We start from the raw sequence: 26,253 nt of genomic DNA on the forward strand, positions 1-26,253 counted from the left end.
CGCCACGTCATGTCCGTCCGCGAGATCCACTCCCTGCTGCCCGTCGCCGACGGCACCGCCCACCAGCTTTGCGCCGAGCGTTTCGGCGCGCCGGTGGCGCGCCGCAAGGTCTACGTGCAGGCGGGCCTGCACGCGGACGAAGTGCCGGCGATGCTGGTGGCCGTGTGCCTGAGGGAGCGCCTGCAGGCGCTCGAGGCGGCGGACCGGCTGCGCTGCGAGGTGGTGCTGCTGACGGCCGCGAACCCGGTCGGCCTCGCGCAGTTCGTGCTCGGCACGCCGGTCGGCCGTTTCGATCTGGCGAGCGGGCGCAACTTCAATCGCGGCTTCCCGGTGCTGGGCGAGCGCATCGCCGAGGCGGTCGAGGCGCGCCTGACCGACGACATCGACCATAACCGCACGGTGATCCGCGAGGCATGGAAGGCGCTGCTCGACGCGATGACGCCGCGCCAGACCTTCGACGATCTGCAGCGCCGCCTGATGCAGCTGTCGGTCGATGCCGACATCGTGCTCGACCTGCACTGCTCGCGCGAGGCGGCCATGCACGTCTACACGGGCGCCGCGATCTGGGACGAGGTCGAGCCGCTCGCGCGCTATCTCGGCGCGCAGGCCTCGCTGCTCGCGGTGGACTCGGGCGGCCAGTCGTTCGACGAGGCGCACAGCCTGACCTGGTGGCAGCTGCAGCAGCGCTTCGGCGAGCGCTTCCCGATCCCGCGCGGCGCGATCTCGGTGACGGTCGAGCATCGCGGCCAGCGCGACGTCAGCGACGCGCTGGCCGGCCGCGACGCCGACGCGATCGTCGCCTACCTCTCGCTCGCCGGCATGATCGACGCCCCCGTCGAGCCGCCGCCGCCGCTGCCGTTCCCGGCCACGCCGCTGGCCGGCAGCGAGCAGTTCTACGCGCCGGTGTCGGGCATCCTGCTGCACCGCGTGCCGGAGGGCACGCGCGTCGAGGCCGGCACCGAGATGTTCGAGATCGTCGACCCGGTCGAGGGGACGCGCACCAGGCTGCACAGCCGCACGGCCGGCATGTTCTACATGCGCCGCGACGTGCGCTACGTGCGCGCCGGCGACCCGCTCGGGCGCGTGACGGGGGAGCGCTCCGTGCGCACCGGCTACCTGCTCGGGGCCTGAGCCGAACTTTCACCAAGGAACCTGATCATCATGACGAGATACCTCGACGTCGGCGACATTCGCAAGCTGGTCGCCGCGACCGGCGCGGAGCGCTTCATCGCCACGCTCGCCGGCTACATCCGCGACGACTACCTGCGCTGGAACGAATTCGACAAGTCCGCGCGCGTGGCCAACCACGTGCCCGGCGGCGTGATCGAGCTGATGCCGACCTCCGACGCCGACCTGTACGGCTTCAAGTACGTGAACGGCCACCCGAAGAACACGCGCATCAACCTGCTGACGGTGATGGCGTTCGGCGTGCTGGCCCGCGTCGATACCGGCTACCCGCTGCTGTTCAGCGAGTTCACGATCATGACGGCGCTGCGCACCGCGGCCACCTCGGCGCTCGCCGCGCGTGCCATGGCGCGCGCCGATGCGCGCACGATGGCGCTGATCGGCAACGGCGCGCAGAGCGAATTCCAGATCCTCGCGTTCCGCGCGATGCTCGGCATCCACGAGGTACGCCTGTTCGACGTGGACGAGGCGGCCACCGACAAGCTGGTCCGCAACCTCGGCGGCACGCCGGGGCTCACGCTGGTCCGCGCGGCGAGCGCGGCCGAGGCGGTGCGCGGCGCCGACATCGTCACCACCATCACGGCCGACAAGACCAACGCCACCATCGTCACGCCGGCCATGATCGAGCCGGGCATGCACCTGAACGCGGTGGGCGGCGATTGCCCGGGCAAGACCGAGCTGCACGCGGACGTGCTCGCGGGCGCGCGCGTGGTGGTGGAGTTCGAGCCGCAGACGCGCATCGAGGGCGACATCCAGCAGCTGCCGGCCGGGTTTCCGGTGGTGCATCTGTGGGAAGTGCTGGCCGGCCGCGTGCCGGGCCGCGAGAGCGCGGCACAGGTGACGGTGTTCGATTCGGTCGGCTTCGCGCTCGAGGATTTCTCGGCGCTGCGCTACCTGCACGACGTCGCGACGCGGCTCGAGGTGGGCGAGGACATCGACCTGATCCCGATGCCGGGAGACCCGAAGGATCTCTACCAGTACGTGGCCTCGCCGTCGGTGCCGGCGCTGTTCGACGCCAGCGCGTCGCGCGCGCAGGCCGCGATGAACGCGGCCGCGCTGTTCGCCGGAGGCGGCAGATGAGCGCCGCAACAAGCGACGGCGTGGTCGCGCGATTCGACGACGGGCTCGCTCGCGCGCGGCCGTCGGCGGTGGGCGTCGATGCCGGCGCGATCGTCGCCTGGCTCGACGACGTCGAGCGCGCCGGGCTGGACGTCCACGCGTTCATGCTGCACCGGCACGGCAAGGTGGTGGCCGAGGGCTGGCGCTGGCCGTACCACGCCGGGCGCCGGCGCAACCTGCATTCGGTGGCGAAGAGCTTCACGGCCTGCGCGATCGGCTTCGCGATCGAGGAAGGGCGGCTGCGGCTGGACGACCGCGTGGCCGATTTCTTCCCCAACGCGCCGGCCGCCCCGCATCCGGGCGCGGCGATGACGGTGGCCGACCTGCTGACGATGCGCACCGGCCACGCCGGCGAGACCTCGGGCGCGCTGTGGCGGCAGCTGACGACGAGCTGGATCGACGCGTTCTTCGCGATTCCGGTCGCCACGCCGCCGGGGTCCAGTTTTGTCTACACGAGCGCGGCCAGCTACATGCTGTCGGCCATCATCAGCCGCGTGAGCGGGCAGACGCTGCACGCTTACCTGAAGCCGCGCCTGTTCGCGCCGCTCGGCATCCACGGCGAGACCTGGGACCTCGGCACCGACGGCATCAACCCGGGCGGCAACGGCCTGTGGGCGCGCACGGCCGACCTGCTCAAGCTCGGTATCCTGCATGCGCAGCGTGGTGTCTGGGCGGGCCGGCAAGTGTTGCCGCGGGCGTGGATCGAGGCGGCCACGCGGGCGCAGGAGGCGTCGAACCGCTACGGTTATCACTGGTGGGTCCACGACGGCGGCAGCTACAGCGCGATCGGCGTGTTCACGCAGCTCGCGCGCGTGTTCCCCGAGGCCGGCGCGACGCTGGCCGTGACGGGCGCGATCAAGGGCAGCAAGCGGCTGATGCCGCTGATCGAATGGCATTTCCCGTCGGCGTTTCGCGCCGCGCCGTTCGACGGCGCCGAGGCCGACGCACGCCTCGACGCGGCGCTCGCGCGCTGGCGGTCGCCCAACGCGGACCTGCCGTGGCAGCGCGCGTTCGACGGCACGCATGCCGTGCGTCCGGGCGAGGCGGGGGAGGATCGGGCGCGCGACGACTGGCGTTTCCGGCTCGATCCGAACGAGGCCGGCGCGACCGAATTGCGGTTCGTGTTCGCGGCCGGGCAGTGCGAATGCCGGCTCGTCGACGCGGATGGCGAACACGTCGTGAAGGCGGGGCTCGGCGGCTGGATCGAATCGACCACCAGCATGCCCGGCACCGAGCTGCATCACGGCTACCGCTTCATCGACAGCCCGGTGGTGGCGCGCGCCGGCTGGCTCGACGCGGCGACGCTGCGGATGGTCTGGCTCTATCCCGAGACGGCGTTTCGCGACACCGTCGAATGCCGGTTCGACGGCGAACGCGTGACGCTGCGGCGCGCCGTGAACGTCAACGGCGGCGCGCTCGAACAGCCGCCGCTGGGCGGCCAGCGCCTGCGCGCCTGATCACGCGCCGCCGCGGCGGGCGTAGCGCCGCTTCGTTTCAGGCGGACGATGCGCCCGGCCCGCCTCAACCGGCCTTGGCCTCGGCGCGCACCGGCACGCCGGCCACGATGATCGCGACGCCCACCGCCAGCACCACGGCCGCCGCGACGAACACGCCGGTCGCGCCGCGCGAATCGAACACCACGCCGCCGGCCGCCGCGCCGAGCGAGATCGCGAGCTGGATCGCGGCCACGATCAGGCCGCCCGCGCTCTCGGCCTCGTCCGGCACGGTGCGCGTGACCCAGGTGGACCAGGCCACCGGCACGCCGCCGAACGCCATGCCCCACAGCGCGACCAGCACTGCGTCGATCGCCGGCAGGCGGCCGAAGATCGACAGCGCGATGCCGAGCGCCACCATCAGCGCCGGCATCGCGATCAGCATCGGACGCAGGCGGTGTTCGAGCACGCGGCCCGCGAGCGGCGTGCCGAGGAAGTTCGCCACGCCGTAGCCGAGCAGGATCGCCGACAGGGCGTTCACGCCGACGCCGGCCACCTGTTCGAGGAACGGGCGCAGGTAGGTGAAGAACGCGAAGTGGCCGGTGAACACGAGGATCGTGGCGAACATGCCCACCCCCACGGTGGGCCGGCGCAGCACGTCCACCAGCGTGCGCAGCCGCGTGGTGCCGGAGGGCGCCATCGACGGCAGCGTGGCCAGCTGCGCCGCGAACGACAGCGCGCCCACCGCGGCGGCCGCGAAGAACACGTTGCGCCAGCCGATCAGATGGCCGAAGTAGCTGCCGAGCGGGGCGGCCGCGATGGTGGCCACCGCCACGCCGCTGAAGATGATCGACAGCGCGCGCGGCACCATCGCGGGCGGCACCAGCCGCATCGCCGTGGCGGCCGACATGGTCCAGAACCCGCCGAGCGCAACGCCCAGCAGCACGCGGCCGAGCAGGATCGCGCCGAAGCTGGTGGCGCTCGCCACCAGCACGTTGGAGGCCACCAGCAGCACCGAGAACGCCAGCAGCACGCGGCGCCGGTCGATGCCGCGCGTGAGCACGGCGATCAGCAGGCTGGTGACGAGCGCGACCGCGGCGGTGATCGTGACGGCCTGGCCCGCCGTGCCCTCGGTGATGCCGAGGCTGGCGGCGAGCGGCGTGAGCAGGCTCGCGGGCAGGAATTCCGCGGTGACGAGCCCGAACACGCCGAGCGCCATCGCGTAGACGGCGCTCCACGCGGGCCGCTCGGCCGGGATCACGGTGGCGGAGGTCTGGGGGCTGATATCCATGGTGTGTTTCGCTCGAGACTAGGGTTTACGACGAGCGCACAGAGTACGGGCCAGCGGGCTGACGGTCTATGACATACAATCCGCGAAACTTGATCGATCGTCCGGATCACCATGCCCGACTCGCCCCAATCCCTCCCCGATTCCCACGACCTCGTCAGCGAACTGCTGCTCGGGATGCGCCTGAAGGGCGTGCAGTACCGCCGGCTCCATCTCGCGCCGCCGTTCGGCGTGCGCTTTCACAACCCGCCCGTCTGCGCGCAGTTCCACTTCATCGGCAAGGGCTCGGTGCTGCTGCGCGACGCGGACGGCACCAGCGTCGCGCTGCACGCCGGCGACGCCGTGCTGATGCCGCGCGGCGGCATGCATGCGCTGCTCTCGGCGCCGGACGTGAGCTGCGTGTCGGTGGCCGATTTCGACACCGCGAAGCTTTGCGAATCGATCGCCGCGATCGACACGATGCAGGGCGGGCGGCCCGCGCACGGCGAGGCCGACGACGACGTGCTGATCTTCAGCGGCTGCATGGAGCTCGACCTGGGCGGGATGCAGCCGCTGGTCGCCTCGATGCCGGGGATGATGCACGTGGGCACGCTGCTCGCGCGCTACCCGGAGCTGCGCGCGATGCTCGACGCGATGGAGCGCGAGTCGTGCCTGGAGCGGGCCGGCTTCGCGGCGGTGCTCGCGCGGCTGGCCGACGTGGTGGCCGCGTTCATCGTGCGCGGCTGGGTGGAGTGCGGCTGCGGCGACGCCGCCGGCTGGGTGCAGGCGCTGCGCGATCCGCGCCTGGGCCGCGCGCTCGTGGCGCTGCACCGCGACCCGGGCCGCAACTGGACCGTCGCCGAGCTGGCCGCCGAGGCCGGCAATTCGCGCTCGGTGTTCGCCGAGCGCTTCCTCGCGGCCACCGGCATGACGCCGGTGCGCTACCTGACCGAGCTGCGCATGCGGCTCGCGGCGCAATGGATCGCGCGCGACCGCGAGCCGATCGAGGCGGTGTCGTACCGGCTCGGCTACGGTTCTCTGGCCGCGTTCAGCCGCGCGTTCAAGCGCACCATCGGGCACCCGCCCGGCGTGGTGCGCGCGCTCGGCGACGCGTACCCCGGATGACGGGCGGCCCGCTTCAGACCGAATGGCCGTTGGCGCGCGCGATGTAGTCGGGCAGGTGGGGCACGTAGTCCTCGGCGCCGGTGGCGCCGGCCGCGAGCGCGGTGGCGTAGGCGTTCTTGACGGTGCTGGCCACGTAGGTCGCGCAGCCGGCCTGGTTGCCCATCGCCTCCACGTAGCGTAGGTCCTTGTGCGCGTTCGCCAGCGTGAACTTGTGCGCGTCGCGCCTGCCCTCGAGCGTGTAGCCCATGAAGGTCTGGTAGAAGCCGCAATCCATGCGGCTGCCGCGCAGCACGCCGTCCACCTGCTCGGCCGTGAGTCCCGACTTGCGCGCGATGGCGAGCGCTTCGGCATAGAGCGCGCCGTAGCCGAGCGCGACGAAGTTGTTGATCAGCTTCATCCGGTGCCCGTCGCCGACGCCGCCCACGTGGACGACCTTGGCCGTCCACGGCGCGAACACCGCTTCGAGCCGCGCGAACACGGCCGGCGTGGCGCCGACGATGGCCTGCAGCTGGCCGGCCTCGGCCTGCTCCGGGGTGCCGCCGAGCGGCGCGTCGCAATAGTCGACGCCGCGTTCGGCCAGCATCGCGGCCACGCGTTCGGTGGCGGCCGGTTCCGAGGTCGAGCAGTCGACCACGATCGTGCCTTCGCGCAGGTGGTCCTTCATCTCGCCGATCACGGACTCGACGGCAGGCGCGTCGGTCAGGCACAGGAACACGATCGACGAGTCCGCGGCGAGCGCGGCGAGCGAGGCGGCTTCCCGCGCGCCGCGGCCGACCAGGTCGTCGACGGGCGCGCGATTGCGGCGGCCGACGATGGTGAGCGGATGGCCGGCGCCGAGCAGCTGTTTCGCGATGCCGTGGCCCATCAGCCCGACGCCGACGAATCCGATTGCAGCCTTTTCCATGTGTGTTCTCCCGGGGAATGGTGAGCGATGAGGTAAGCAGGATGCGCGCCGCCGTGCGGGGCGCGCGAGGTGTTCCGTGCCGCCGCCACGGCCATGCCGATGGCGTCGGGCATGCCGGGGTTCGACGATCAGGCCGCCCGACATCGCCTGACGGGCTTCGCTGCAAAGCGCGCCGCGCCGGCGCGACGGCCAGCAGCTTAGCAAGTCCGGCACGCCGCATCTATTCCGAAAATAGATGGATTCGATCTGCAGAATCAATTTCCGGAGCGCCATGCCGCGCCTCTACACTCGTCGCCTCGCACGCGATGCGACGCCGCGGATTCGCCCGGCGTCGTGCATCGGTCCAGGAGGAGAAAACATGATGCAGTATCAGGCGGACCCGAATCGTTATCACGACGCCATGCCTTATCGCCGCGTCGGCCGCAGCGGCATGGTGCTGCCGGCCATCTCGCTCGGCCTCTGGCAGAACTTCGGCGGCGTCGACGTGTTCGAGACCGGCCGCGCGATCCTGCGCCGCGCGTTCGACCGCGGCGTCACGCATTTTGATCTCGCCAACAACTACGGGCCGCCCGCCGGCTCGGCCGAGGAAAACTTCGCGCGCTGGCTCGCGGCCGACTTCAAGCCCTACCGCGACGAACTGGTGATCTCGACCAAGGCCGGCTGGGCGATGTGGCCCGGCCCCTACGGCGGCCCGACCGGTACCCGCAAGCACCTGATCGCGAGCTGCGAGCAGAGCCTGCGCCGCATGGGGCTCGACTACGTCGACGTGTTCTATTCGCATCGCGTCGATCCGGACACGCCGCTCGACGAGACCATGGGCGCGCTCGCGCAGCTTCACCGGCAGGGCAAGGCGCTGTATGTCGGCATCTCGTCGTACTCGCCGGAACTTACGCGCCAGGCGGCCGCGATCCTCGAGGCCGAGGGTGTGCCGCTCTTCATCCATCAGCCGAACTACTCGATGCTGAACCGCAGCATCGAGCACGGGCTGCTGCAGACGCTCGACGAACTCGGAGTGGGTTGCATCGGCTTCTCGCCGCTCGCGCAGGGCCTGCTGACCTCGAAGTACCTGAACGACGTGCCGGCCGACGCACGCGTGAGCCGCAGCGGTTCGATGAACGCGGGGATGCTGAACGCCGACAACCTCGAGCGGATCCGCGCGCTGAACGCGATCGCCGGGCGGCGCGGCCAGACGCTCGCGCAGATGGCGATCGCCTGGACGCTGCGCGACGCGCGCGTGTCGTCTACGCTGATCGGCGCGCGCACCGTGGCGCAGCTCGACGATGCGCTCGACGCGGTCAGGCAGCTCGCGTTCAGCGCCGAGGAACTGGCGGAGATCGACCGCCATGCGCAGGACGGCAACGTCGATCTCTGGCGCGTGTCGTCGGGCATCGGCGCGCGGTAACGCCTGCGTGGCGGGCGGCGGGCATGACGCCCGTGGCCCGTCATGAGGCATCAATGCCCGGACCGTGATCACGGTCCACGGCGGCTCACGGCCGCCGTTATCCAACCGCCGCGGCGCGCGTATCCGGCCCGGCGGTTTTTTTGCGGACGAAGCGCCGCCGCGCCTACCTGCGCGAGATCCGGTAGACCGCCGCGGGCGGCAGATTGCGGAACACGCGGCCCACGCAGACGGCCTTGAGCCCCAGCGCATGCAGCGTCGCGCGCGGGACCGGGCAGCGCAAGCCGTAGGTGAACTGGTAGAGCGCGCCGTCGTCCTTCAGGTAATGGAATGCGCCGCCGACGATCGCGGCCACCTTGTCCTTCGGCATCGACAGCAGCGGCAGGCCGCTCACCACCGAGCCGATCGAGCGCGGCAGCGCCACGCCGAGCGGCAGCAGGCTGGCTGCGTCGCCCACCACGATCTTCGCGTCGGGGAAGCGCCCCGCGAGCAGGGCGGCGAAGCGCTCGCTGCTGTCCACCAGGATCAGGTCGCGCTGCGCGAGCCCGCGGCGCAGCAGCGCCTTGGTGAACACGCCGGTGCCGGCGCCGAGTTCGAGCACGGGGCCGTCGAGGCGGGAGATGTCGCGCGTCATCAGGCGGCCGAGCGGCTCGCCCGACGGGGCGATCGCGGCGACGCTGAGCGGATTCTCGAACCAGGACCGCAGGAAGAACAGCAGATCGGACGATGCGCTTCGGATTCGCATGAGTCGGGTACCTTGACAGGGGGGACCGGGTTCGCGCGGCACGAGCCGCGCGTCGAACGGGTTTGCGCGGGGCAACGCCGTCTAGTGTTGCATCGTTTCGGCTCCGGTTGAAATCGCGGTCATAGATCGTTGCAATTTTTTTGTGCCAGTCGCGGTAAGACTGGCGAACGCGCCAGTTTCGCGACAGAAACGGCGCCGGGCGGCTCGCGCGACGGTACGATTTTCCGATCGATTGCGATCATCGGTCGGAGCGCGGGTGGTGGGAACCGGGTTTGCTGGCGGGCAGGAATCGAGGGCGAGGGGGCGGCCGGCGCCATGAAGGCGAATCCGCCGCCTGGCGGTGCGACAGCGAGACGATTCGGCAAGCGGGTTCGGGTGTGGGCCGGAAGCGGGCCCGGTTCAGACGACCGGTTCGGCCGCCACGCCGTGCTCGCGGATCGTGCTGACGTCGCGCTTGGGCGCGTCGCCGAACAGCCGCCGGTATTCGCGGCTGAACTGCGTCGCGCTCTCGTAGCCGACCTGGAACGCGGCGCTGGCCGCGTCCACGCCGTCGTTGATCATGAGCCGGCGCGCCTCGTGCAGCCGCAGCTGCTTCTGGTACTGGATCGGGCTCATGGTGGTGAGCCGCTGGAAGTGGCGGTGCAGCGTCGAGACGCCCATCCCGCACAGCGCGGCCAGATGCGCGACGTTGCACGGCTCGCGGTAGTGGGTGCGCAGCCACGCCAGCGCGCGCGTGACGCGCGGCGCCGGCGAGTCGGTCTGGATGATCTGGCGTAGGCTCGGGCCGGCCGGCCCGGTCAGCAGCAGGTAGAGGATCTCGCGGTGCAGCAGGCGGCCGAGCACGGCGGCGTCGTGCGGGCGGCGCAGCAGCGCGACCATGCGCGCGAGCGCGTCGAGCAGTTCGGCCGACAGCGGCGCCACCGCGAAGCCGGGCGCGGCCGGCGCGACGCCGGCGAGCGTGGCGCCGGTCTCGGCCAGCACCTCGCGCGCGGCGTCGAGGTCGAGCCGGATCTGCAGCCCGGTGTACGGCCGCCGGCGGCTCGCTCCCGGCACCTCGACGATCGCCGGCAGGCCGAACGAGGTGAGCAGGAAGTGGTCGGGATCGTAGGAGAAGGGCTTGCCGTCCACCAGCAGGTGCTTGACGCCCGAGACCGAGACGCACATGCCCGGTTCGTACAGGTAGGCGCGCGGCGGGATCGGCTCGGTGAGGCAGCCGATCGCGAGGCCGTCCACCTCGGTCAGGCCGCGCGGATCGGGGCGCGGATGGGCCAGGATGCCGGCCTCGATTTCGCGGCGCAGGCGGTCGATGCGCTGGCGGGAGGTTTCGGGCGTCATGCCGGCGATGATACGCGGGCCGGAGCGCGGCGCAAAGAGGATCGGGCAAGCGCGGGCGCGGTCGCTTATGTCATGGGTCGTTCGATCGTCGGCGCCATGCGGGCACCGAGGCGGCCGATCTCGCGGATGAAGTACGAAGCATGACGGCCCGCGCGGGCCGCCCGTCATGGGACAACCGGCTCAATGCCCGGCCACCGTCCCGGCGGCATTGGTCTCGCCCGGCCGCACGACCGGGCCGCCGCCGTCGCCCGGCGCGATGTCCTCCAGCGCGTGCCGGCTCGTCTCCACGCGCAGCACCAAGATCGCCACGCACAGCACCGCCAGCACGACGCTCACCATCGAGATCACGCCCGACACGCCAAAGCGCTGGTACAGCAGCAGCGCCAGATACGGCGTGGCGATCGACGAGGCGCGCCCGCAGGTGCCCGCCACGCCGGTGCCGCGCAGCCGCACCTCGGTCGGGAACAGTTCGGGGATGTAGCCGAACAGCCCGAGCGTGGTGATCGTGTAGAGCGCGCTGACGAGCCCGAAGCCGACGATCACGATCGCCGTGGCGTCGCGCAGCGTCACGTAGAGCCAGCCCAGCGCGATCGTCACCAGCGAGGCGATCACGATGCCGCGCGCGCGGCCCCAGCGGTCGGCCACCGCGTAGCCGATCAGGCCGCCCACCGGCGAGCCGATCGACATCAGGAACACGAAGCCGAGCGACCTGACCACCGACAGCCCCTCGGCGACGAAAAACGTCGGCAGCCAGGCGACGAAGCCGTACAGCCCGACGTTCACGCCGATCGCGGTCAGCGCGGCCACCAGCGTGCGGCCGCGCATGGCCGGTGCGAACAGCCGCGCGAGCGGCACGCGGCCCGTCTGCAGGCTGACGGTGCGCGTGACGGGCGGCAGCGCGCCGTGGCGCGCGCGGACCTCGGCCTCGATCGCCGCGAGCGTGGCCTCGGCCTCGTCGAGCCGGCCCGCCGATTCGAGCCAGCGCGGCGATTCGGGCATGCGCTTGCGCAGGAACCAGACCACCAGCGCGCCGATGCCGGCCAGCGCGAACATGTAGCGCCAGCCCAGATGCGGGATGATCCAGTAGCCGGCCGCGAGCGCCGCGAACAGCCCGCTGTTGGTGATCACCGCGAGCAGCGACACCCACTTGCCGCGCGTGGCGGGCGGCACGAATTCGGCGAGCGTGCCGGCCGCCACCACCAGCTCGGCGCCGAGCCCGATGCCCATCACGAGGCGCAGCGCGATCAGCCAGTCGATGCCGGGCGCGAAACAGGCCGCCAGCGACGCCACGCCGAAGATCGCGAGGTTGAGCTGGTACGAGTAGCGACGGCCGAGCCGGTCGCCGACATGGCCGGCCGCGAACGCGCCGATCATCATGCCGATGAAGGTGGACGACACGAACATCGCGCCGTGGGCCAGATCGGTGAAACCGTCCTTGACCATCGAGGCGAGCGCGCCGTTGGCGAGATAGAGGTCGAACGCGTCGAGAAACGCGCCGCCCGCGATCAGGCCGAGGATCTTCCAGTGGAAACGCGAAACGGGCAGGCGATCGAGCCGGCCCGCGGCATTGACGGTGCGGGTCATCAGGGGTGTCTCCGTTATCGCGCCCCGCGCGTCCGGAGCGGGCGCGGGGCGTCGTCTTGTGACCGGTTGCGGGTACCGCGCGGCCAGCGCCGCTAGACCGCGCCGGACCGATGCAGCGCGGCGATCGCGTCGCGCCCGTAGCCGAGTTCGGCGAGGATCGCGTCGGTGTGTTCGCCGAGCGCCGGCACCGGGTCCATTCGCGCGTCGTCGTCAGCGGCGAGGCCCGGCGGCAGCAGTGCCGGGATCTCGCCGGCCGGCGTGGCCACCGTGGTCCAGCGCCCGCGCGCGGCGAGCTGCGCATGCTCGCGCACGGCCCGCATGTCGTTCATGCGCGCGCTGGCGATCTGCGCCGCGTCGAGGCGTGCCAGCACCTCGGGCGCGTCGAGCCCCGCGAACACCTGGTCGATCAGCGCGCCCAGCGCGTCGCGATGCGCGACGCGGCCGCTGTTCGAGGCGAAGCGCGCGTCGTCGGCCAGCTCGGGGCGGCGCAGCACCGTCTCGCAGAAGCGCTTCCACTCGCGCTCGTTCTGCAGGCCGAGGATCACCGTGTCGCCGTCTCCGGCCCGAAACGGCCCGTAGGGATAGATGGTCGCGTGCGAGGCGCCCGCGCGCGGCGGCGGGGGCTGGCCGTCGAACGCGTAGTAGAGCGGGTAGCTCATCCACTCCACCGTGCTTTCGAGCATCGACACGTCGATGTGGCGGCCGCGCCCCGTCTTCACGCGCGCGAACAGGGCGGCGAGGATGTTCGAATAGGCGTACATGCCGGCCGCGATGTCGGACATCGAGCAGCCGGCCTTGGCCGGCGCGTCGGGCGAGCCCGTCACCGACAGGAAGCCCGCCTCGGCCTGGATCAGCAGGTCGTAGGCCTTGCGGTCGCGATAGGGACCGTCGAGGCCATAGCCCGAGATATCGCAGACGATCAGGCGCGGATGGCGCGCGGCCAGGCTCGCGTGATCGAGCCCGAGCCGCCGCGTGGCGCCGGGCGCGAGGTTCTGCACGAACACGTCGGCCTCGGCCAGCAGCGCCTGCACGACCTCGAGCGCCGCGGGCTGCTTGACGTCGAGCGTGAGGCTTTCCTTCGAGCGGTTGGTCCAGACGAAGTGCGAGGCCAGGCCCCGCACGCGCTCGTCGTAGCCGCGCGCGAAGTCGCCGCTGCCGGGCCGTTCGATCTTGATCACGCGCGCGCCGAGGTCGGCGAGCTGGCGCGTGCAGAACGGCGCGGCGATCGCATGCTCGAACGTGACGACGCGGATGCCTTCAAGCGGGCGCATGGCATGCCTCCGTCAGAACGAGCGCGGCAGGCCGAGCACGTGCTCGGCCACGTAGGACAGGATCAGGTTGGTCGAGATCGGCGCGACCTGGTAGAGCCGCGTCTCGCGGAACTTGCGCTCGACGTCGTATTCGCAGGCGAAGCCGAAGCCGCCATGGAACTGCAGGCAGGCGTTGGCCGCCTCCCACGAGGCGTCGGCGGCCAGCAGCTTCGCCATGTTCGCCTGCGCGCCGCACGGCTCGTGCGCATCGAAGCGGCGCGCGGCCTCGAAGCGCATCAGGCTGGCCGCCTCGACGTTGACGTGGGCGCGCGCGATCGGGAACTGCACGCCCTGGTTCTGGCCGATCGGGCGACCGAACACCACGCGGTCCTTCGCGTACTGCGTGACCTTGTCGACGAACCAGTGGCCGTCGCCGATGCACTCGGCCGCGATCAGCGTGCGCTCGGCGTTGAGCCCGTCGAGGAGGTAGCGGAAGCCCTGGCCTTCCTCGCCGATCAGGTTCCCGGCCGGGATCTCGAGGTTGTCGAAGAACAGCTCGTTGGTCTCGTGGTTGACCATGTTCGGGATCGGCTGCACCGTCATGCCGTGGCCGATCGCGTCGCGCAGGTCGACGAGGAAGATCGACATGCCCTCGCTCTTCCTCTTCACTTCCGCGAGCGGCGTGGTGCGCGCGAGCAGGATCATCAGGTCCGAGTGCTGCACGCGCGAGATCCACACCTTCTGGCCGTTCACCAGGTAGCGGTCGCCGCGGCGCACCGCGGTGGTCTTGATGCGGGTGGTGTCGGTGCCGGTGGTGGGCTCGGTCACGCCCATCGACTGCAGGCGCAGTTCGCCCGAGGCGATCTTCGGCAGGTAGCGCGCCTTCTGCGCCCCGGAACCGTGGCGCAGCAGCGTGCCCATGTTGTACATCTGGCCGTGGCAGGCGCCCGAGTTGCCGCCGTTGCGGTTGATCTCCTCCATGATGACCGAGGCCTCGGTGAGCCCGAGGCCCGAGCCGCCGTACTCCTGCGGGATCAGCGCGGCGAGCCAGCCGGCCCGCGTGAGCGCGTCGACGAACTCGGCGGGATAGCCGCGCGCCTCGTCGATCCGGCGGAAGTACTCGGCGGGAAACTGGCTGCACAGATCGCGAATCGCGTCGCGGATGTCCTGGAAGGCGTCGGGGGTGGCGTTCATCGTGGGCAAGGGTGGGGCCGCAAGGTGGGGAATCAGGCGAGGTGCGCGCGGGCCGACATCGTCAGCCGTCCCGCGTGGTCGTGTGCCCATAGCTCGAGCGCGCGGCCGTCGTCCGCGCGGCGCCCGCAGAGCGTGAGCGGTTGGCCGGCGAAGGTCGGGTGGACGGCCTGGTAGGCATACCCGGCCACGCGCGTGCCGGGGGCGAAGCGCGCGGCCGCGTCGAGCAGCAGCGTGGCGACGAGCGGGCCGTGTACCACGAGGTCGGGGTAGCCCTCGATGTCGCGCGCGTAGTCGCGGTCGTAATGGATGCGGTGGCCATTGAAGGTCAGCGCCGAATAGCGGAACAGCATCGCCTCGGTGGGCGTCACGCGGCGCTCCCATTCGGCGCCGCCGGGCGCGGCGACCGGCGTCGGCGGCGTTTGCGGCCGGCCGGGCACGGCCGCCTCGCGATAGACGATGTCCTGTTCCTCGCGGATCGCCGTGACGGCGCCGGCGCGGATCTCGTGCAGCACCGTGACGAACGCGAGCGGGCCGCTGCGGCCCGTCTTGCGCTCGACCGACAGCACGCGCGATTCGCGCGTGGCCGCCGCGCCCACCGGCAGCGGCGCGGCGAACCGGAGCCGGCCGCCCGCCGCCATCCGGCGCGGCAGGCCGAGGTCGGGCAGGAAGCCGCCGGTGGCCGCGTGGCCGTCCGCGCCGAGGGCGGCCTGCGCGGTGATGGACCAGAAGTAGAGCCAGTGCCAGAGCGGCGGCAGCGCGTCGCCGATCGCGGGCGGTGCGTCGAGATCGAGCGTGGCGGCCAGCGCGGCGGCCGGCGCGGTGCCGATCAGGTCGCTCACGTGCTGCACGGCCGGTGCGGTGACGGGATTGGCGGGATTGGCGGGATCGAGGGGATCGGCGCCGGACGCGGGTGAACCGGACGGATCGAGGGGCATGCGGTGTCTCCGGCAAGGGCGCGGGAGAGGGAATTCGCGCGCCCGGATTCGTATGAGACGACTGTAGGGGAATGCGCGGGACGCCGGAAATACCGATTGGATGTACCGGTCATAGGGGTATCCTATGACCGCTCCGGCTTCTTGCTCCGTTCTTTCGCCGCCCCGTCATGGATATTCGCCAGCTCCGCTATTTCGTCAACATCGTCGACTACGGCAGCCTCGGCAAGGCCGCCGAAATGCTCTACGTCGCGCAGCCGTCGCTGAGCCAGCAGGTCGCGAAGCTCGAGCGCGATCTCGGCGTGCCGCTGCTCGTCAGGAGTCCGCAAGGCGTGAAGCCGACCGCCGCCGGGCAGGCGATGTATCGCCACGCGCGGCTCGTGCTGCACCAGATGGAGCAGTTGCGCCAGGAGGTGCGCGAGGGCGTGGGCGCCGAATCGGGCACGGTGGCGCTCGGCTTTCCCACCACCATGTCGGCGATCCTCGCGATGCCGGTGTTCGAGCGCGTGCGCGAGCGCTATCCCGGCATCCGCCTGCAGTTCTTCGAGAGCATGAGCGGCTACCTGAACGAGCTGCTCGCCAACGGCCGGCTCGATCTCGCGATCCTGTTCCGCGACACCAACACGCCCGGCATTTCCACGCTGCCGCTGTTCGACGAGGCGCTGTGCCTGATGGGCGAGCCGGGCGGCCTCTCGCCCCGCGCGCGCAGCTGTTCGCTCGCGGCGCTCGGCGGCGTGCCGCTGGTCGCGCCCGGCGCCTCGAACGGATTGCGCGTGCTGCTCGAACGCAGCTTCGCGCGCGAGCAGGTGCCGCTCAACATCATTGCCGACGTCGATTCGCTGCCCACGCTGCTGTCGATCGCGCAGTCGGGCGCGGCCTGCACGATCCTGCCGTCCGTGTCGGTGGCGCTGCGCGCGCCGGCCGACCGGCCGCGGATGCGCCGCATCGTCGATCCCGTGATCCGGCGGCCCGGCAGCCTCTGCTGGCCGAACGCGCTGCCGGTCAGTTCCGCCTCGCTCGCCGTGCGCCACGTGATCCGCGAGCTGGTGGTCGAGCTTTGCGCGAGCGGCGCGTGGACCGGCATCGCGCTGCGCGAGGCGGCCGCCGTGTGAAGGCCGGGGCGCGCCGGCCCTGTTGCTAGAATGGCGCCACATGACAAACCGCCCGGCCCCCCGTATGCCATCTTCCCGACCCGACGCCGCCGGCAGCCCGCCGGATTCCGGGCGCCAGACGCCCGAGGCGTTGCTGGCTGACATCTCGGCGCAGTTCGCCTCGCTCAGCAAGCAGTTGAAGCTGATCGCGCGTCACGTCGAGGCGCACCCCGGGCGCGTGGGCCTGCAAGGCGTGCAGGAAGTGGCCAACGATTGCGGCGTGCAGCCTTCGGCGGTGGTGCGCTTCGCGAAGCATTTCGGGTTCTCCGGCTTCTCCGGCATGCAGCGCGTGTTTCGCGACGCGATGGTGCGCCAGGTCGCGCCCGAGCTCAGCTACCAGTCGCGGATTCGCGGCATCATCGAGCAGGGCGAGCCGCGCCGCACCAGCGAACTCGCCACCGAATTCCTCGGCGACAGCATCGCCGGCATGCAGCAGCTCAGCGCGTCGCTCGACGCGCCCGCGTTCGAGCGCGCCGTGGACCTGCTCGCCGCCACCGACGCGATCTGGCTGGTCGGCATGCGCCGCTCGTATCCGGTGGTCGCCTATCTCGACTACGCGCTGCAGCACACCGGCAAACGCATCCAGCTGGTGGCCGGCACCGGCGGCATGCAGGCCGGGCAGCTGCGTTCGCTGCGCGCCGGCGACGTGGTGCTGGCCGTGTCGTTTGCGCCGTATGCGCGGGAGACGCAGCAGATCGTCGAGGACGGCCTGCAGCGCGGCGCGACGCTGATCGCGATCACCGACAGCCGGCTCAACGCGCTGGCGAGCCGCGCCGACGCGGCGTTGCTGCTGCAGGAGTCCGACACCTTCGGCTTCCGTTCGCTGACCAGCACCATGGGGCTCGCGCAGAGCCTGTTCATCGCGCTCGCTTACCGGCTCGAACTGGCCTACGATCCGGCACCCGATCACGCGAAAAGCTGAATCGGGGCCGGTGCGCCAATCACGAAAAGTCGGCAGAAGTTACGGATTCGTCGATTAATCAAGGTATTAATTTCTGATTAACCGGCCGATTTTCTCGGGTGTGAGCGAGTGGCCGGATTAATTAGCCATTGTCATACCCGCATGGTTCGCGAATCGCTGTCTGGCCGGTTACAATCGCCCGTCGATTCAATCAGACGCTTGCCGAGAGCGCTGAATAAGAAGAAGGGCGAACCACCATGAACGTGCAGGATATCGCGGGGGCGATCCAGGCCGGTGTGATTCAGCAGGACCGGCTCGTGAAACTCGACACCCCCTTGGGATCGGACCAATTGGTCGTGCAACGCGCCGTCGGTCGTTCGAGGCTGGGGCGCGATTATGCGTTTACGCTCGACGTGGTCTCCTCCAACGACGACGTGCCGCTGAAATCGCTGATCGCGCAGCCCGTCACGCTGTGGTTCCAGCAAGCCGACCAGAGCTACCGGCCGATTCAGGGCCACGTATTCACCGCGCGCCGGCTCGGCGCCGACGGCGGGCTGACCACCTACCAGCTGACCTTCAACGCGTGGCTGCACCTGCTGCACTTCCGGCGCGACCAGAAGATCTGGATCGACAGGAGCGCCGACGCGATCATCACCGACGTGTTCAACCTGCATCCGCAGGCGAACGGCCGGTTCCGTTTCTCGCTCTCGCAGCCGCTCGCCAGTCGTTCCTACACGCGCCAGCACGAGACCGACTGGAACTTCGTCCACCGCCTGCTCGAGAGCGAGGGGCTCTACGGCTATTGGGAGCAGGGCAGCGACGGCAAATCGCACACGCTGGTGGTGACCGACACCATCACCTCGCTGCCCGAACTCGCGCCGGCCGGCGTGTCGTTCGCGCGGATGGCCACCGGCGCCGAGACCGACGCGCTCACGCAGTGGTCCGGCACGCGCACGCTGCAGAGCGTCACGCTGACCACCCGCACGTTCGACTACAAGAACCCCGCCGTGCCTGCCAATCCGAAGGGCACGCTGACGCCGACCATGGGCCGGCAGGGCGAGTTGCCCGACCAGCTGGAGGTGTACGACTACACCGGCGCCTACACGTTCGGCGACCAGTCGCGCGGTGACCGGCTCGCGCAGATCCGCATGGAGGAATGGGAGTCGCGCGCCAAGCGCTTCCATGGCGCGGGCGGCGCGCGCGCGCTCGATGCGGGCCGGCGCTTCACGCTGGCCGACCATCCCGTCCACGACGCCGATCCGGCCGCGCAGCGCGAGTTCGCCACGATCGAGGTGGCGTGGTGGATCGAGAACAACCTGCCCGTGACCGGCGCGCCGCATTTCCCGCACAGCCTCGAAACCGAGCTGGCCGACGCGCGTGCCGCCGCCGGCGCGGCGGCCGGCGTCGCGCATGCCGACGGCTCGGTCGGCTTCTACCGCGTCGAGGTGGAGGCGCAGCGCACCAGCGTGCCGTACCGCAGCCCGCTCGAACACCACAAGCCCGAGATGCATCTGGAGACGGCGATCGTGGTCGGGCCGGACGGCGAGGAGGTCTATACCGACGAGTTGAACCGGATTCGCGTGCGCTTCGTCTGGGATCGCGTGAATCCCGGCGACCAGGGCGCCTCGACCTGGGTGCGCGTGGTGCAGGCCGACACCGGCGGCGGCTATGGCGGCGTGCATGTGCCGCGCGTCGGCGAGGAGGTGCTGATCGACCACGTGGGCGGCGACTGCGACCGGCCGCTCGCGATCGCGCGCGTCTACAACGGCGCCGTCAAGCCGCAATGGCACAGCAACGGCATCCTGTCCGGCCATCGCTCGAAGGAATACGGCGGCGGCGGCTACAACCAGATGGTGATGGACGACGCCACCGGCCAGAACCGCGTCCAGTTGATGAGCAGCAGCGCCAACAGCCTGCTGCACCTGGGCTACCTGATCGACCAGAGCGGCAATGCGCGCGGCGCCTACCTCGGCAGCGGCTTCGACCTGCGCACCGACGACTACGGCGCGCTGCGCGCGAGCCAGGGCCTGTACCTGACCACGCATCCGAAGGCCGCCGCGAGCCAGCCGCTCGACGTCGGCGAGACGCAGCAGCAGCTCGTCAGCGCCGAGAGCCTCGTCGAGGCGATGTCCGACGCGAGCGTCCAGCATCAGGCCGAGAGCCTGCAGGACGCGCACGACGCGCTGCGCGCGCTGACCGACGCGACGCAGAGCAGCGTCAGTGGCGCGAGCGCCTCGGGCGGCAACACCGCGGGCGGCGGCACCGGCAGCGCCAACGCGTTCCAGCAGCCGGTGATGGTGTTCGGCAGCCCGGCCGGCATCGGCGTGTCGTCGAAGCAGTCGATCCATCTGGCCGCCACCCGGCACCTGAATCTCGTCAGCGCGCAGAGCACGCACGTGGCCGCCGGCAAGTCGCTGGTCGCGAGCATCGGCCAGAAACTGAGCCTGTTCGTGCAGAACGCCGGCATGAAGCTGTTCGCGGCGAAGGGCAAGATCGAGATTCAGGCGCAGGACGACAACGTCGAGTTGAGCGCGCAGAAGACCGTGAAGGTGCTGTCCGCCACCGACCAGGTGCAGCTGGCCGCCGACCAGGGCATTCTACTGACGAGCGGCGGCGGCTACATCCGCCTGAGCGGTGGCAACATCGAGATCCACACGCCCGGCACCGTCGACGTGAAGGGCGCCTCGCACGTGTTCGCGGGGCCGGCCAGCATGGGCTATCCGCTGCCGTCGCCGCGGCCCGACCAGCCGGGCCAGCTCGAGCTGCTGCACCAGTATGCGAACGGCGAGGCCGTGAAGGGCGGGCAGTTCTCGGTGCTCGACGCGAACGGCGGGGTGCTGCGCCAGGGCGCGCTCGACGCGAGCGGCAAGACCGTGGTGAGCGGGCTGCCGCCCGGCGTGGTGCAGGTGGTGTTCGGCAAGGATCCGCGCTCGCAGGCCGACAAGGCCAGCGCGTTCAAGCTGCCGGACTGGCCGTCGCCCGAGGACACCGCGAATGACGGTGCCGAGGCCGGCGCCGCCGCGCAATCGCAGCTCGGCTCGCTGCTGCCGTCGGCGGGGGCGCTGGCGTCGTCGGCCGGGGCCGTGGCCAAGGCGGCCGGCTCGGTTGCGGGCGCGGCTGGTGGTGCGGGCCTGGGCGGGCTCGGCGGCGCGCTCGGTTCGGTCGGCTCGCTCGCCAAGGCGAGCGGCCTCGGTGGGGCCGCCGGCGCGGGCGGCCTCGGCAGCCTCGGCAGTGTCGCCGGGATGGCCGGCTCGGTGGCCTCGGGCGGTCCCGCCGGATTGACTGGCGCGCTCGCGTCGAAGGGGCTCGGCGCGGCGCAGCAGGCGCTGGGCGGCGCGCTGCCGGCCGGCGCGCAGGGGGCGTTGTCCCAGGCCAATGCGCTGAAGTCCGCCGCGCAGCAGCTCGGTGGCCTCGCGCAAGGCGCGCGCGGCGCGGCCGCCGCCCTGAAAATCGTTTGATGCGCGGTGTTCGTCCGCTCAGCCAATTCCGATAAAAAATCGATCCGCACGATATCGACATGAACTCGCCCGCCCCCCTTCAACCGAAGCCGACCGCCGTCTACATCGGACCGCTCGACGGTTTTTACAAAGTCGACATCCAGGCGAACCTGCGCGACCTGGACCAGTGGCTCAGAAGCATCAGCCACGGCGTCGTCACGGTCGAGCTGCTCAAGAACGTCGCGGAAAATACGCCGGTACTCGCGAACATCTTCGCGGCGGCCGACGTGATCAGTGACATCCGCGCGATGATCAATCATGGCGACCGGCCGCTCGATCTGTTCGACTGGCTGAACCTCGGCCTCGATCTGATCGGCGTGATTCCGATTCCTACCAGTACCGCCCAGGTGCGCATGGGCGCGCGGCCGTTGCTGAAGCTGGTGCGCGAGGAGGTGGCCAAAAACGGTCGCGCGGCCGGCGAGGCCGTCTTCAACGTGATCCGCGACGGGGTGATCAGCGCGATGCTGTCGCACCTTCAGGCGCGCTACGCCGGCGAGATCGAAAAGTTTATTGCCATCCTGCGCAGCACGCTGGCCGAGATGCTCGACGGGGCCGCGGATTACATCGGCAAGCTGATGAACGGGATCGCGGATCTGTTCGAGCATGCCGGCGGCAAGCACGTCGACACCAGCAAGGACCGCAACAACTTCGTATCGGACGCGAAGCAGATCTACCGCAGCGTGACCACCGCCAGCATTGGATCGCTGATCGGTGGCGTCGCATCGATGTATCACGACGGCAGCTCGGTCCTGGTGAAGACGGGCGTGAATGCCACGACCGCGACGGTGAAATACGTCGACGCCGATGTCAGTGCGCATCTCACGAAGTTCGCGAACGCCCTGCGCCAGAAGATTCCGGCCGTGCAGAAGGCCGTGCGGGGACTCGACGGCAACGACGTCGGCAAGATCGGCTGGCTGCTCCAGATCGTCGAGGACGCTGTATTGCTGTGGCGCAAGTCGCATCCGAAGGGGCAAGCCGTGGGCATTCCGTCGAGCGGCAAGGCCAAGGCGGAGGCGCGGCGCGGGCAGGGGCCGCACGAGACGCTGCGGAAGACGGCCGACGCGCAGCATCCCGGCGGCGGGTGCTGCAACCTCAATTCGGCGGTGCCCACGCCGGCCGCGAGATCGGGCGGCTCGATCGGCTTCGCGCTCGGCGACGAGCGCATCGATCACGACGACTTCACGATCGACGGCCCGCTGCCGATCATCTGGGTGCGCACCTACCGCTCGTTCTTCGACGCCAACGACACTGGCGGCGAACTCGGGCCGCGCTGGATCACGCCCTACACCGTGCGCTTCGACGTGCATGACGGCAAGCTCGTCTATCACGATGCCGAGGGGCGCAGCCTCGATTACCCGCTGCTCGACGTGGGTGCCGCGCACGACGACCGGGCCGAGAACATGACGCTGCTGCGCCTCGACGATCGCTGGCTCAGCGTGACGCGCGGCCACGATTTCCTCGAAGCCTACGAGCGCGACGGCGACCGCTACCGGCTCGCGTTTCTCAAGGACCGCGCCGGCAACCAGCTGACCTGCGATTACGATGCGCAGGGACGCCTGTACCGGCTGATCGCGCCGCACGTGCAGGTGGCGTTCAGGCACGACGTACACGGGCGCATCGTCGAGATCGTCGAGCATGATGCCGATGGCATGCGCGTCGGGCGTCTGGCCGCCTACGAATACGATGCCGAGGGTGATCTGGCCGGCGCCTGGGACCGCTTCGGCAATCATCGCGAGTATCGCTACCGGCACCATCTGCTCACGCGCTACACCGATCGCACCGGGCGCGGCATGAACCTCGAATGGCACGGCACGCATGCGAAGGCGCGGTGCTTCCGCGAGTATCGCGACGACGGCAGCGACGAGGTCACGCTCGCCTGGCATCCTGACTTCCGGATGGTCAGCGTGACCGATGCGCTCGGCAACGTCACGCAGCACTACTACGACATCAAGGGCTACACGTTCCGCGTGATTCATCCGGACGGCAGCGAGGAGTGGCTGTACCGCAACGCGCACGAGAAGCTCGTGGAATACATCCACCGCGACGGCGGCGTGGAATTCCTCGACTACGACGCGCGCGGCAACTTCATCCGGCATCTGCGCGTGGACGGCAGCGTGATCGAGATGCAGTACGACGGGAAGGATCAGCTCGTGCGCACCATCGACCCGCAGGGGCATGCGTGGGTGCAGGAGTATGACGACGCCGGCAACGTGGTACTTGCCAGGGACCCGCTTGGGCACGAGACGCAGTACCAGTACAACGGACAGGGGCTGCCGATCAAGGTGGTCGATGCAAAGGGCGGCACGAAATCGCTGAGCTACGACGCCGGCGGCCGGCTGCTGTCGTATCGCGATTGCTCTGGCAAGACCACGCAATGGAGCTATGACGCTGCCGGGCGGTTGAGCAGCACCAAGGATGCGGCCGGGACGACTACCGCGTTCACCTATGGCGCGAACGGGCAGCTGGCGGAAATCGTGTCGCCCGCCGGCGTCGAGAGGATCCAGTACGACGCCGAGGGGCGGCTGATCTCGACCGTCGACCCGATGCAGCGCACGACGCGTTATTCCTATGACGGCGCGGGACGTGTCTCGCTGCGCGTCGACGCGCTCGGGCAGCGGCTCAGCTATGGCTACGACCGGCTTGGGCGCCTCGTGCGGCTGACTGATGCGAACGATGCGTCTTATACGTTCCGTTACGACCCGGTCGGCAGATTGCTCGAGGAAGTCGAGTTCGACGGCAAGACGACGCGTTATGCCTATGACGAAGCGAGCGGGCGGCTCGTTTCGATCGATGAAGCCGGGCGCGTGACGCGGGTCGCGCAGGATGGTGCCGGCCGCTTCGCGCGGCGCGAGGTGGGCGAGGACATCGAGCAGTTCGCCTATGACGCGAGCGGACGGCTGATCGACGCGAGCAATCGCTACAGCCGCGTGCAGCGCTTCTTCGATCCGGCCGGCAATCTCGTGCGCGAACACCATGCCTATGACGTATTCGGCGTGAAGCGCAGCTATGTGTGGCATCACGGCTACGACGAACTCGGCAATCGCGTGCGCACCGTGCGGCCCGACGGACATACGATCGACTGGCTGATGTACGGGTCCGGGCACGTGCATGGGCTGCTGGTGGACGGCGAGGATCGCTTGCAGCTCGAACGCGACGACCTGCATCGCGAGGTGGCGCGCACGCTGTCGAGCCGGATCGGGCAGAGCACCGTCTACGATCCGGCCGGGCGCGTCGAGCGGCAGACCGTGCAGCGCGACAGGGCGCCGGCCGCGTTGAGTACGCGGCGCTATCGATACGATGCGGCCGGGCAGCTCACGCAGATCGAGGACAGCCGCAAGGGCGCGACCGATTACCGGTACGACCCGGTCGGGCGGCTGATCGAGGCGATCGGGCCGGGCACGCGCGAGCGGTTCGCGTTCGATCCGGCGAGCAATATCGTCGATCCGGGCAAGCCGGAGAATGCGCGGACCTCGTCCATGTCTTCGCCGACGGCGCGCAGCGAGAGCACGCTGCCGGCTTCGGTGCCGAAGGTGCTCGGCAATTTGCTGAAGGAATATGCGGGCACGCACTTCGATTACGACGAGCAGGGGAATCTGATCCAGAAGCGCTCGCCGGGCGGGACGCAGCGGTTCGAGTGGGACGGGTTCGACCGGATGAGCGCGGCGAGCGTCGAGGAGCCGTCACGGCATAGCGCCTCGCGGTATTACTACGACGCGCTGGGGCGGCGGATCGCGAAGGACGTGAACGGCGCGCGGACCGTGTTCGGGTGGGACGGCGATACGCTCGCGTATGAGTCGAGCGAGGCGGGCAGCAGGCATTACGTGTACGAGGCGCGTTCTTTCGTGCCGATGGCGCAGTATGTGACGGCGCCGGTGGCGGGGATCGAGACGCCGGTGGCGCGGGCGGACGATCGGTATACGCCAGAGGATGATCCGCTGCAGCGCGTGCCGGAGGCGCAGGGTGAAGCGCGGGTGATGTTCTATCACTGCGACCAGATCGGTACGCCGCTGATGATGACGGACGAGGCGGGCGAGGTTGTCTGGGAGGCGAGCTACAAGGCGTGGGGCGAGACGCGCGAGGTGATCGAGCGGGCGTCGGCGGCGGCCGGGGTGGCGGCGGTCAGGAATCCGCTGCGGTTCCAGGGGCAGCAGGTTGATGATGAGACGGGGCTGCACTATAACCGGTATCGGTATTATGACCCGGCGGTGGGGCGGTTTGTCGGACGGGATCTAGCGGGGTTGGTTGGCGGGACGAACACATATTTTTACGCTTCCAACCCGGTGGCGTGGATTGACCCATTGGGATTGCGGAAACGGGTAGGTTGTCCGGGGAAATTTAATTCATTCCATGATTTTGATTTGCCTCAAAATAAATTGTTTGCTAGTGATGGTGTTCAATTTAGATTGGCAAATAAAGCCTTGATCGATAGGATGAACACAGATGCCGCATTCCGAAAAGATATCTTGTCTCGTAATCCAGGTCTTCTTGAGTGGTCGAAAGATCCGAAGGATTTGGGAAATAGTCCACCCGGGATGACTTGGCATCACAATGACGGCGTTGGAGTTTTGAATTTGGTTGATAGAAGCGATCATGCCGATAACCATGGAATTTATCATTCAGATGGAACTGGCGGTCGAGATAAATGGGGTGGTGGAAAGCTTGGTCGGAAAGGTAAATTAAACCCTGCAACAGGATGCCCTTTATGAACTCATTGACTGTAAACTCGTACTATAAGATCGATGATCTTATTGAGATTGTTAAAAATAAAGAAGATCGAGATTCCATCTATATGGTCTATGTGCCGGATGGTACTGACGATTTGAGTGTTGGGATGCAGGTTTATGTTGGCGATGTGCCGGATTTTGATGAGGACGACAATGAGGTATTTCCTGATTTTGTGGGTAACAATGGGCTGGAGGTTGGGTATAGGCGAGATCAGTTTCAGGATGTGATTGATTTGGCTTACAGGCAAAAACCAACTGCTTCGATCGATGAGGTGGTTGAGTGCTTGAATCACTATGCTGAGTATGATGATTTCTTGGACTTGTCGTGATTGAACGGTGATGCATGGTGGCGTAACTACTGGAATTTGAGAAATTCTCTCATCTCATCGATGTCTTGGAGTGGCTTGTGGAGTTTTAGCGCGTTATCGGTAGACTGAGAGTGTAGATGTTGATGGTGGTGTAAGCCTGCGCGTGGCTCGAATGTAGGTGTGCGGGGCGCGGATAGTGT

General features: G+C 69.3%; 18 protein-coding genes. 10 read left to right on the plus strand and 8 right to left on the minus strand.

The features are described from left to right. The first annotated feature begins 9 nt into the window (after positions 1 to 9). The 3 genes from bpln_RS07350 to bpln_RS07360 are packed head-to-tail and all read left to right on the plus strand — an operon-like array spanning position 10 to position 3,761. Complete coding sequence (locus bpln_RS07350; protein ID WP_055138469.1) at positions 10 to 1,131, plus strand: succinylglutamate desuccinylase/aspartoacylase family protein; 1,122 nt, start codon at positions 10 to 12, stop codon at positions 1,129 to 1,131. A gap of 30 nt (positions 1,132 to 1,161) precedes the next feature. Beyond that, positions 1,162 to 2,265, plus strand: a complete 1,104-nt coding sequence (locus tag bpln_RS07355) for an ornithine cyclodeaminase (protein WP_055138470.1) — start codon at positions 1,162 to 1,164, stop codon at positions 2,263 to 2,265. Next, positions 2,262 to 3,761 (plus strand): serine hydrolase domain-containing protein, encoded by a 1,500-nt coding sequence (locus bpln_RS07360; protein WP_052498283.1) that lies wholly within the window; start codon positions 2,262 to 2,264, stop codon positions 3,759 to 3,761. The genes bpln_RS07355 and bpln_RS07360 overlap by 4 nt, the downstream gene beginning before the upstream one ends. Positions 3,762 to 3,825: 64 nt before the next feature. Here the strand turns inward: bpln_RS07360 and bpln_RS07365 are convergent, their stop codons facing one another. Then, a complete protein-coding gene (locus bpln_RS07365; protein WP_042624611.1) occupies positions 3,826 to 5,028 on the minus strand; it encodes an MFS transporter in 1,203 nt (400 codons plus the stop codon). 111 nt (positions 5,029 to 5,139) lie between these two features. On the opposite strand from bpln_RS07365, the gene bpln_RS07370 reads away from it, so the two are divergent. Then, a complete protein-coding gene (locus bpln_RS07370; RefSeq protein ID WP_055138471.1) occupies positions 5,140 to 6,129 on the plus strand; it encodes an AraC family transcriptional regulator in 990 nt (329 codons plus the stop codon). A gap of 13 nt (positions 6,130 to 6,142) precedes the next feature. On the opposite strand, the gene bpln_RS07375 is transcribed toward bpln_RS07370, so the two are convergent. Then, entirely contained in the window at positions 6,143 to 7,033 is an 891-nt protein-coding gene (locus tag bpln_RS07375) for an NAD(P)-dependent oxidoreductase (RefSeq protein ID WP_055138472.1), read from the minus strand. Positions 7,034 to 7,394: 361 nt separating this feature from the next. On the opposite strand from bpln_RS07375, the gene mgrA reads away from it, so the two are divergent. Beyond that, positions 7,395 to 8,435, plus strand: a complete 1,041-nt coding sequence (gene mgrA / locus bpln_RS07380) for an L-glyceraldehyde 3-phosphate reductase (protein ID WP_167352311.1) — start codon at positions 7,395 to 7,397, stop codon at positions 8,433 to 8,435. A 163-nt stretch (positions 8,436 to 8,598) separates the two neighbouring features. Here the strand turns inward: mgrA and bpln_RS07385 are convergent, their stop codons facing one another. From bpln_RS07385 to bpln_RS07410, 6 genes are all read right to left on the minus strand, one after another. After that, entirely contained in the window at positions 8,599 to 9,177 is a 579-nt protein-coding gene (locus tag bpln_RS07385; RefSeq protein WP_055138473.1) for a class I SAM-dependent methyltransferase, read from the minus strand. A gap of 399 nt (positions 9,178 to 9,576) precedes the next feature. Next, positions 9,577 to 10,512: an AraC family transcriptional regulator gene (locus bpln_RS07390; RefSeq protein ID WP_052498284.1), complete on the minus strand. Its 936-nt coding sequence runs from the start codon at positions 10,510 to 10,512 to the stop codon at positions 9,577 to 9,579. 180 nt (positions 10,513 to 10,692) lie between these two features. After that, the gene (locus tag bpln_RS07395; protein WP_055138474.1) at positions 10,693 to 12,096 is read right to left on the minus strand and encodes an MFS transporter; all 1,404 of its coding nucleotides are present in this window, start codon (positions 12,094 to 12,096) and stop codon (positions 10,693 to 10,695) included. Positions 12,097 to 12,188: 92 nt separating this feature from the next. Beyond that, a complete protein-coding gene (locus bpln_RS07400) occupies positions 12,189 to 13,367 on the minus strand; it encodes a CaiB/BaiF CoA transferase family protein (protein ID WP_055138475.1) in 1,179 nt (392 codons plus the stop codon). 12 nt (positions 13,368 to 13,379) lie between these two features. Further along, a complete protein-coding gene (locus bpln_RS07405; protein WP_055138476.1) occupies positions 13,380 to 14,540 on the minus strand; it encodes an acyl-CoA dehydrogenase family protein in 1,161 nt (386 codons plus the stop codon). Between the two features lie 32 nt (positions 14,541 to 14,572). After that, positions 14,573 to 15,475: an HTD2 family dehydratase gene (locus bpln_RS07410; RefSeq protein ID WP_148653960.1), complete on the minus strand. Its 903-nt coding sequence runs from the start codon at positions 15,473 to 15,475 to the stop codon at positions 14,573 to 14,575. Between the two features lie 167 nt (positions 15,476 to 15,642). Here bpln_RS07410 and bpln_RS07415 point away from each other — a divergent pair, with 167 nt between their 5' ends. From bpln_RS07415 to bpln_RS33735, 5 genes are all read left to right on the plus strand, one after another. Next, positions 15,643 to 16,584 (plus strand): LysR substrate-binding domain-containing protein, encoded by a 942-nt coding sequence (locus bpln_RS07415; RefSeq protein WP_055138477.1) that lies wholly within the window; start codon positions 15,643 to 15,645, stop codon positions 16,582 to 16,584. Positions 16,585 to 16,648: 64 nt separating this feature from the next. Continuing rightward, positions 16,649 to 17,545 (plus strand): MurR/RpiR family transcriptional regulator, encoded by an 897-nt coding sequence (locus bpln_RS07420; protein WP_042624620.1) that lies wholly within the window; start codon positions 16,649 to 16,651, stop codon positions 17,543 to 17,545. Between the two features lie 236 nt (positions 17,546 to 17,781). Next, positions 17,782 to 20,982 carry a type VI secretion system Vgr family protein gene (locus bpln_RS07425; protein ID WP_055138478.1) on the plus strand — a complete coding sequence of 1,067 codons (3,201 nt, stop codon included), beginning with the start codon at positions 17,782 to 17,784 and terminating at the stop codon, positions 20,980 to 20,982. A gap of 59 nt (positions 20,983 to 21,041) precedes the next feature. After that, positions 21,042 to 25,727 (plus strand): RHS repeat-associated core domain-containing protein, encoded by a 4,686-nt coding sequence (locus tag bpln_RS07430; protein ID WP_082465223.1) that lies wholly within the window; start codon positions 21,042 to 21,044, stop codon positions 25,725 to 25,727. After that, positions 25,724 to 26,074, plus strand: a complete 351-nt coding sequence (locus bpln_RS33735) for a DUF7716 domain-containing protein (RefSeq protein ID WP_082465224.1) — start codon at positions 25,724 to 25,726, stop codon at positions 26,072 to 26,074. Before bpln_RS07430 ends, bpln_RS33735 begins: the two co-directional genes overlap by 4 nt. Positions 26,075 to 26,253 lie beyond the last annotated feature (179 nt).

This window comes from Burkholderia plantarii (assembly GCF_001411805.1).
GTDB classification, from domain to species: Bacteria; Pseudomonadota; Gammaproteobacteria; order Burkholderiales; family Burkholderiaceae; genus Burkholderia; species Burkholderia plantarii.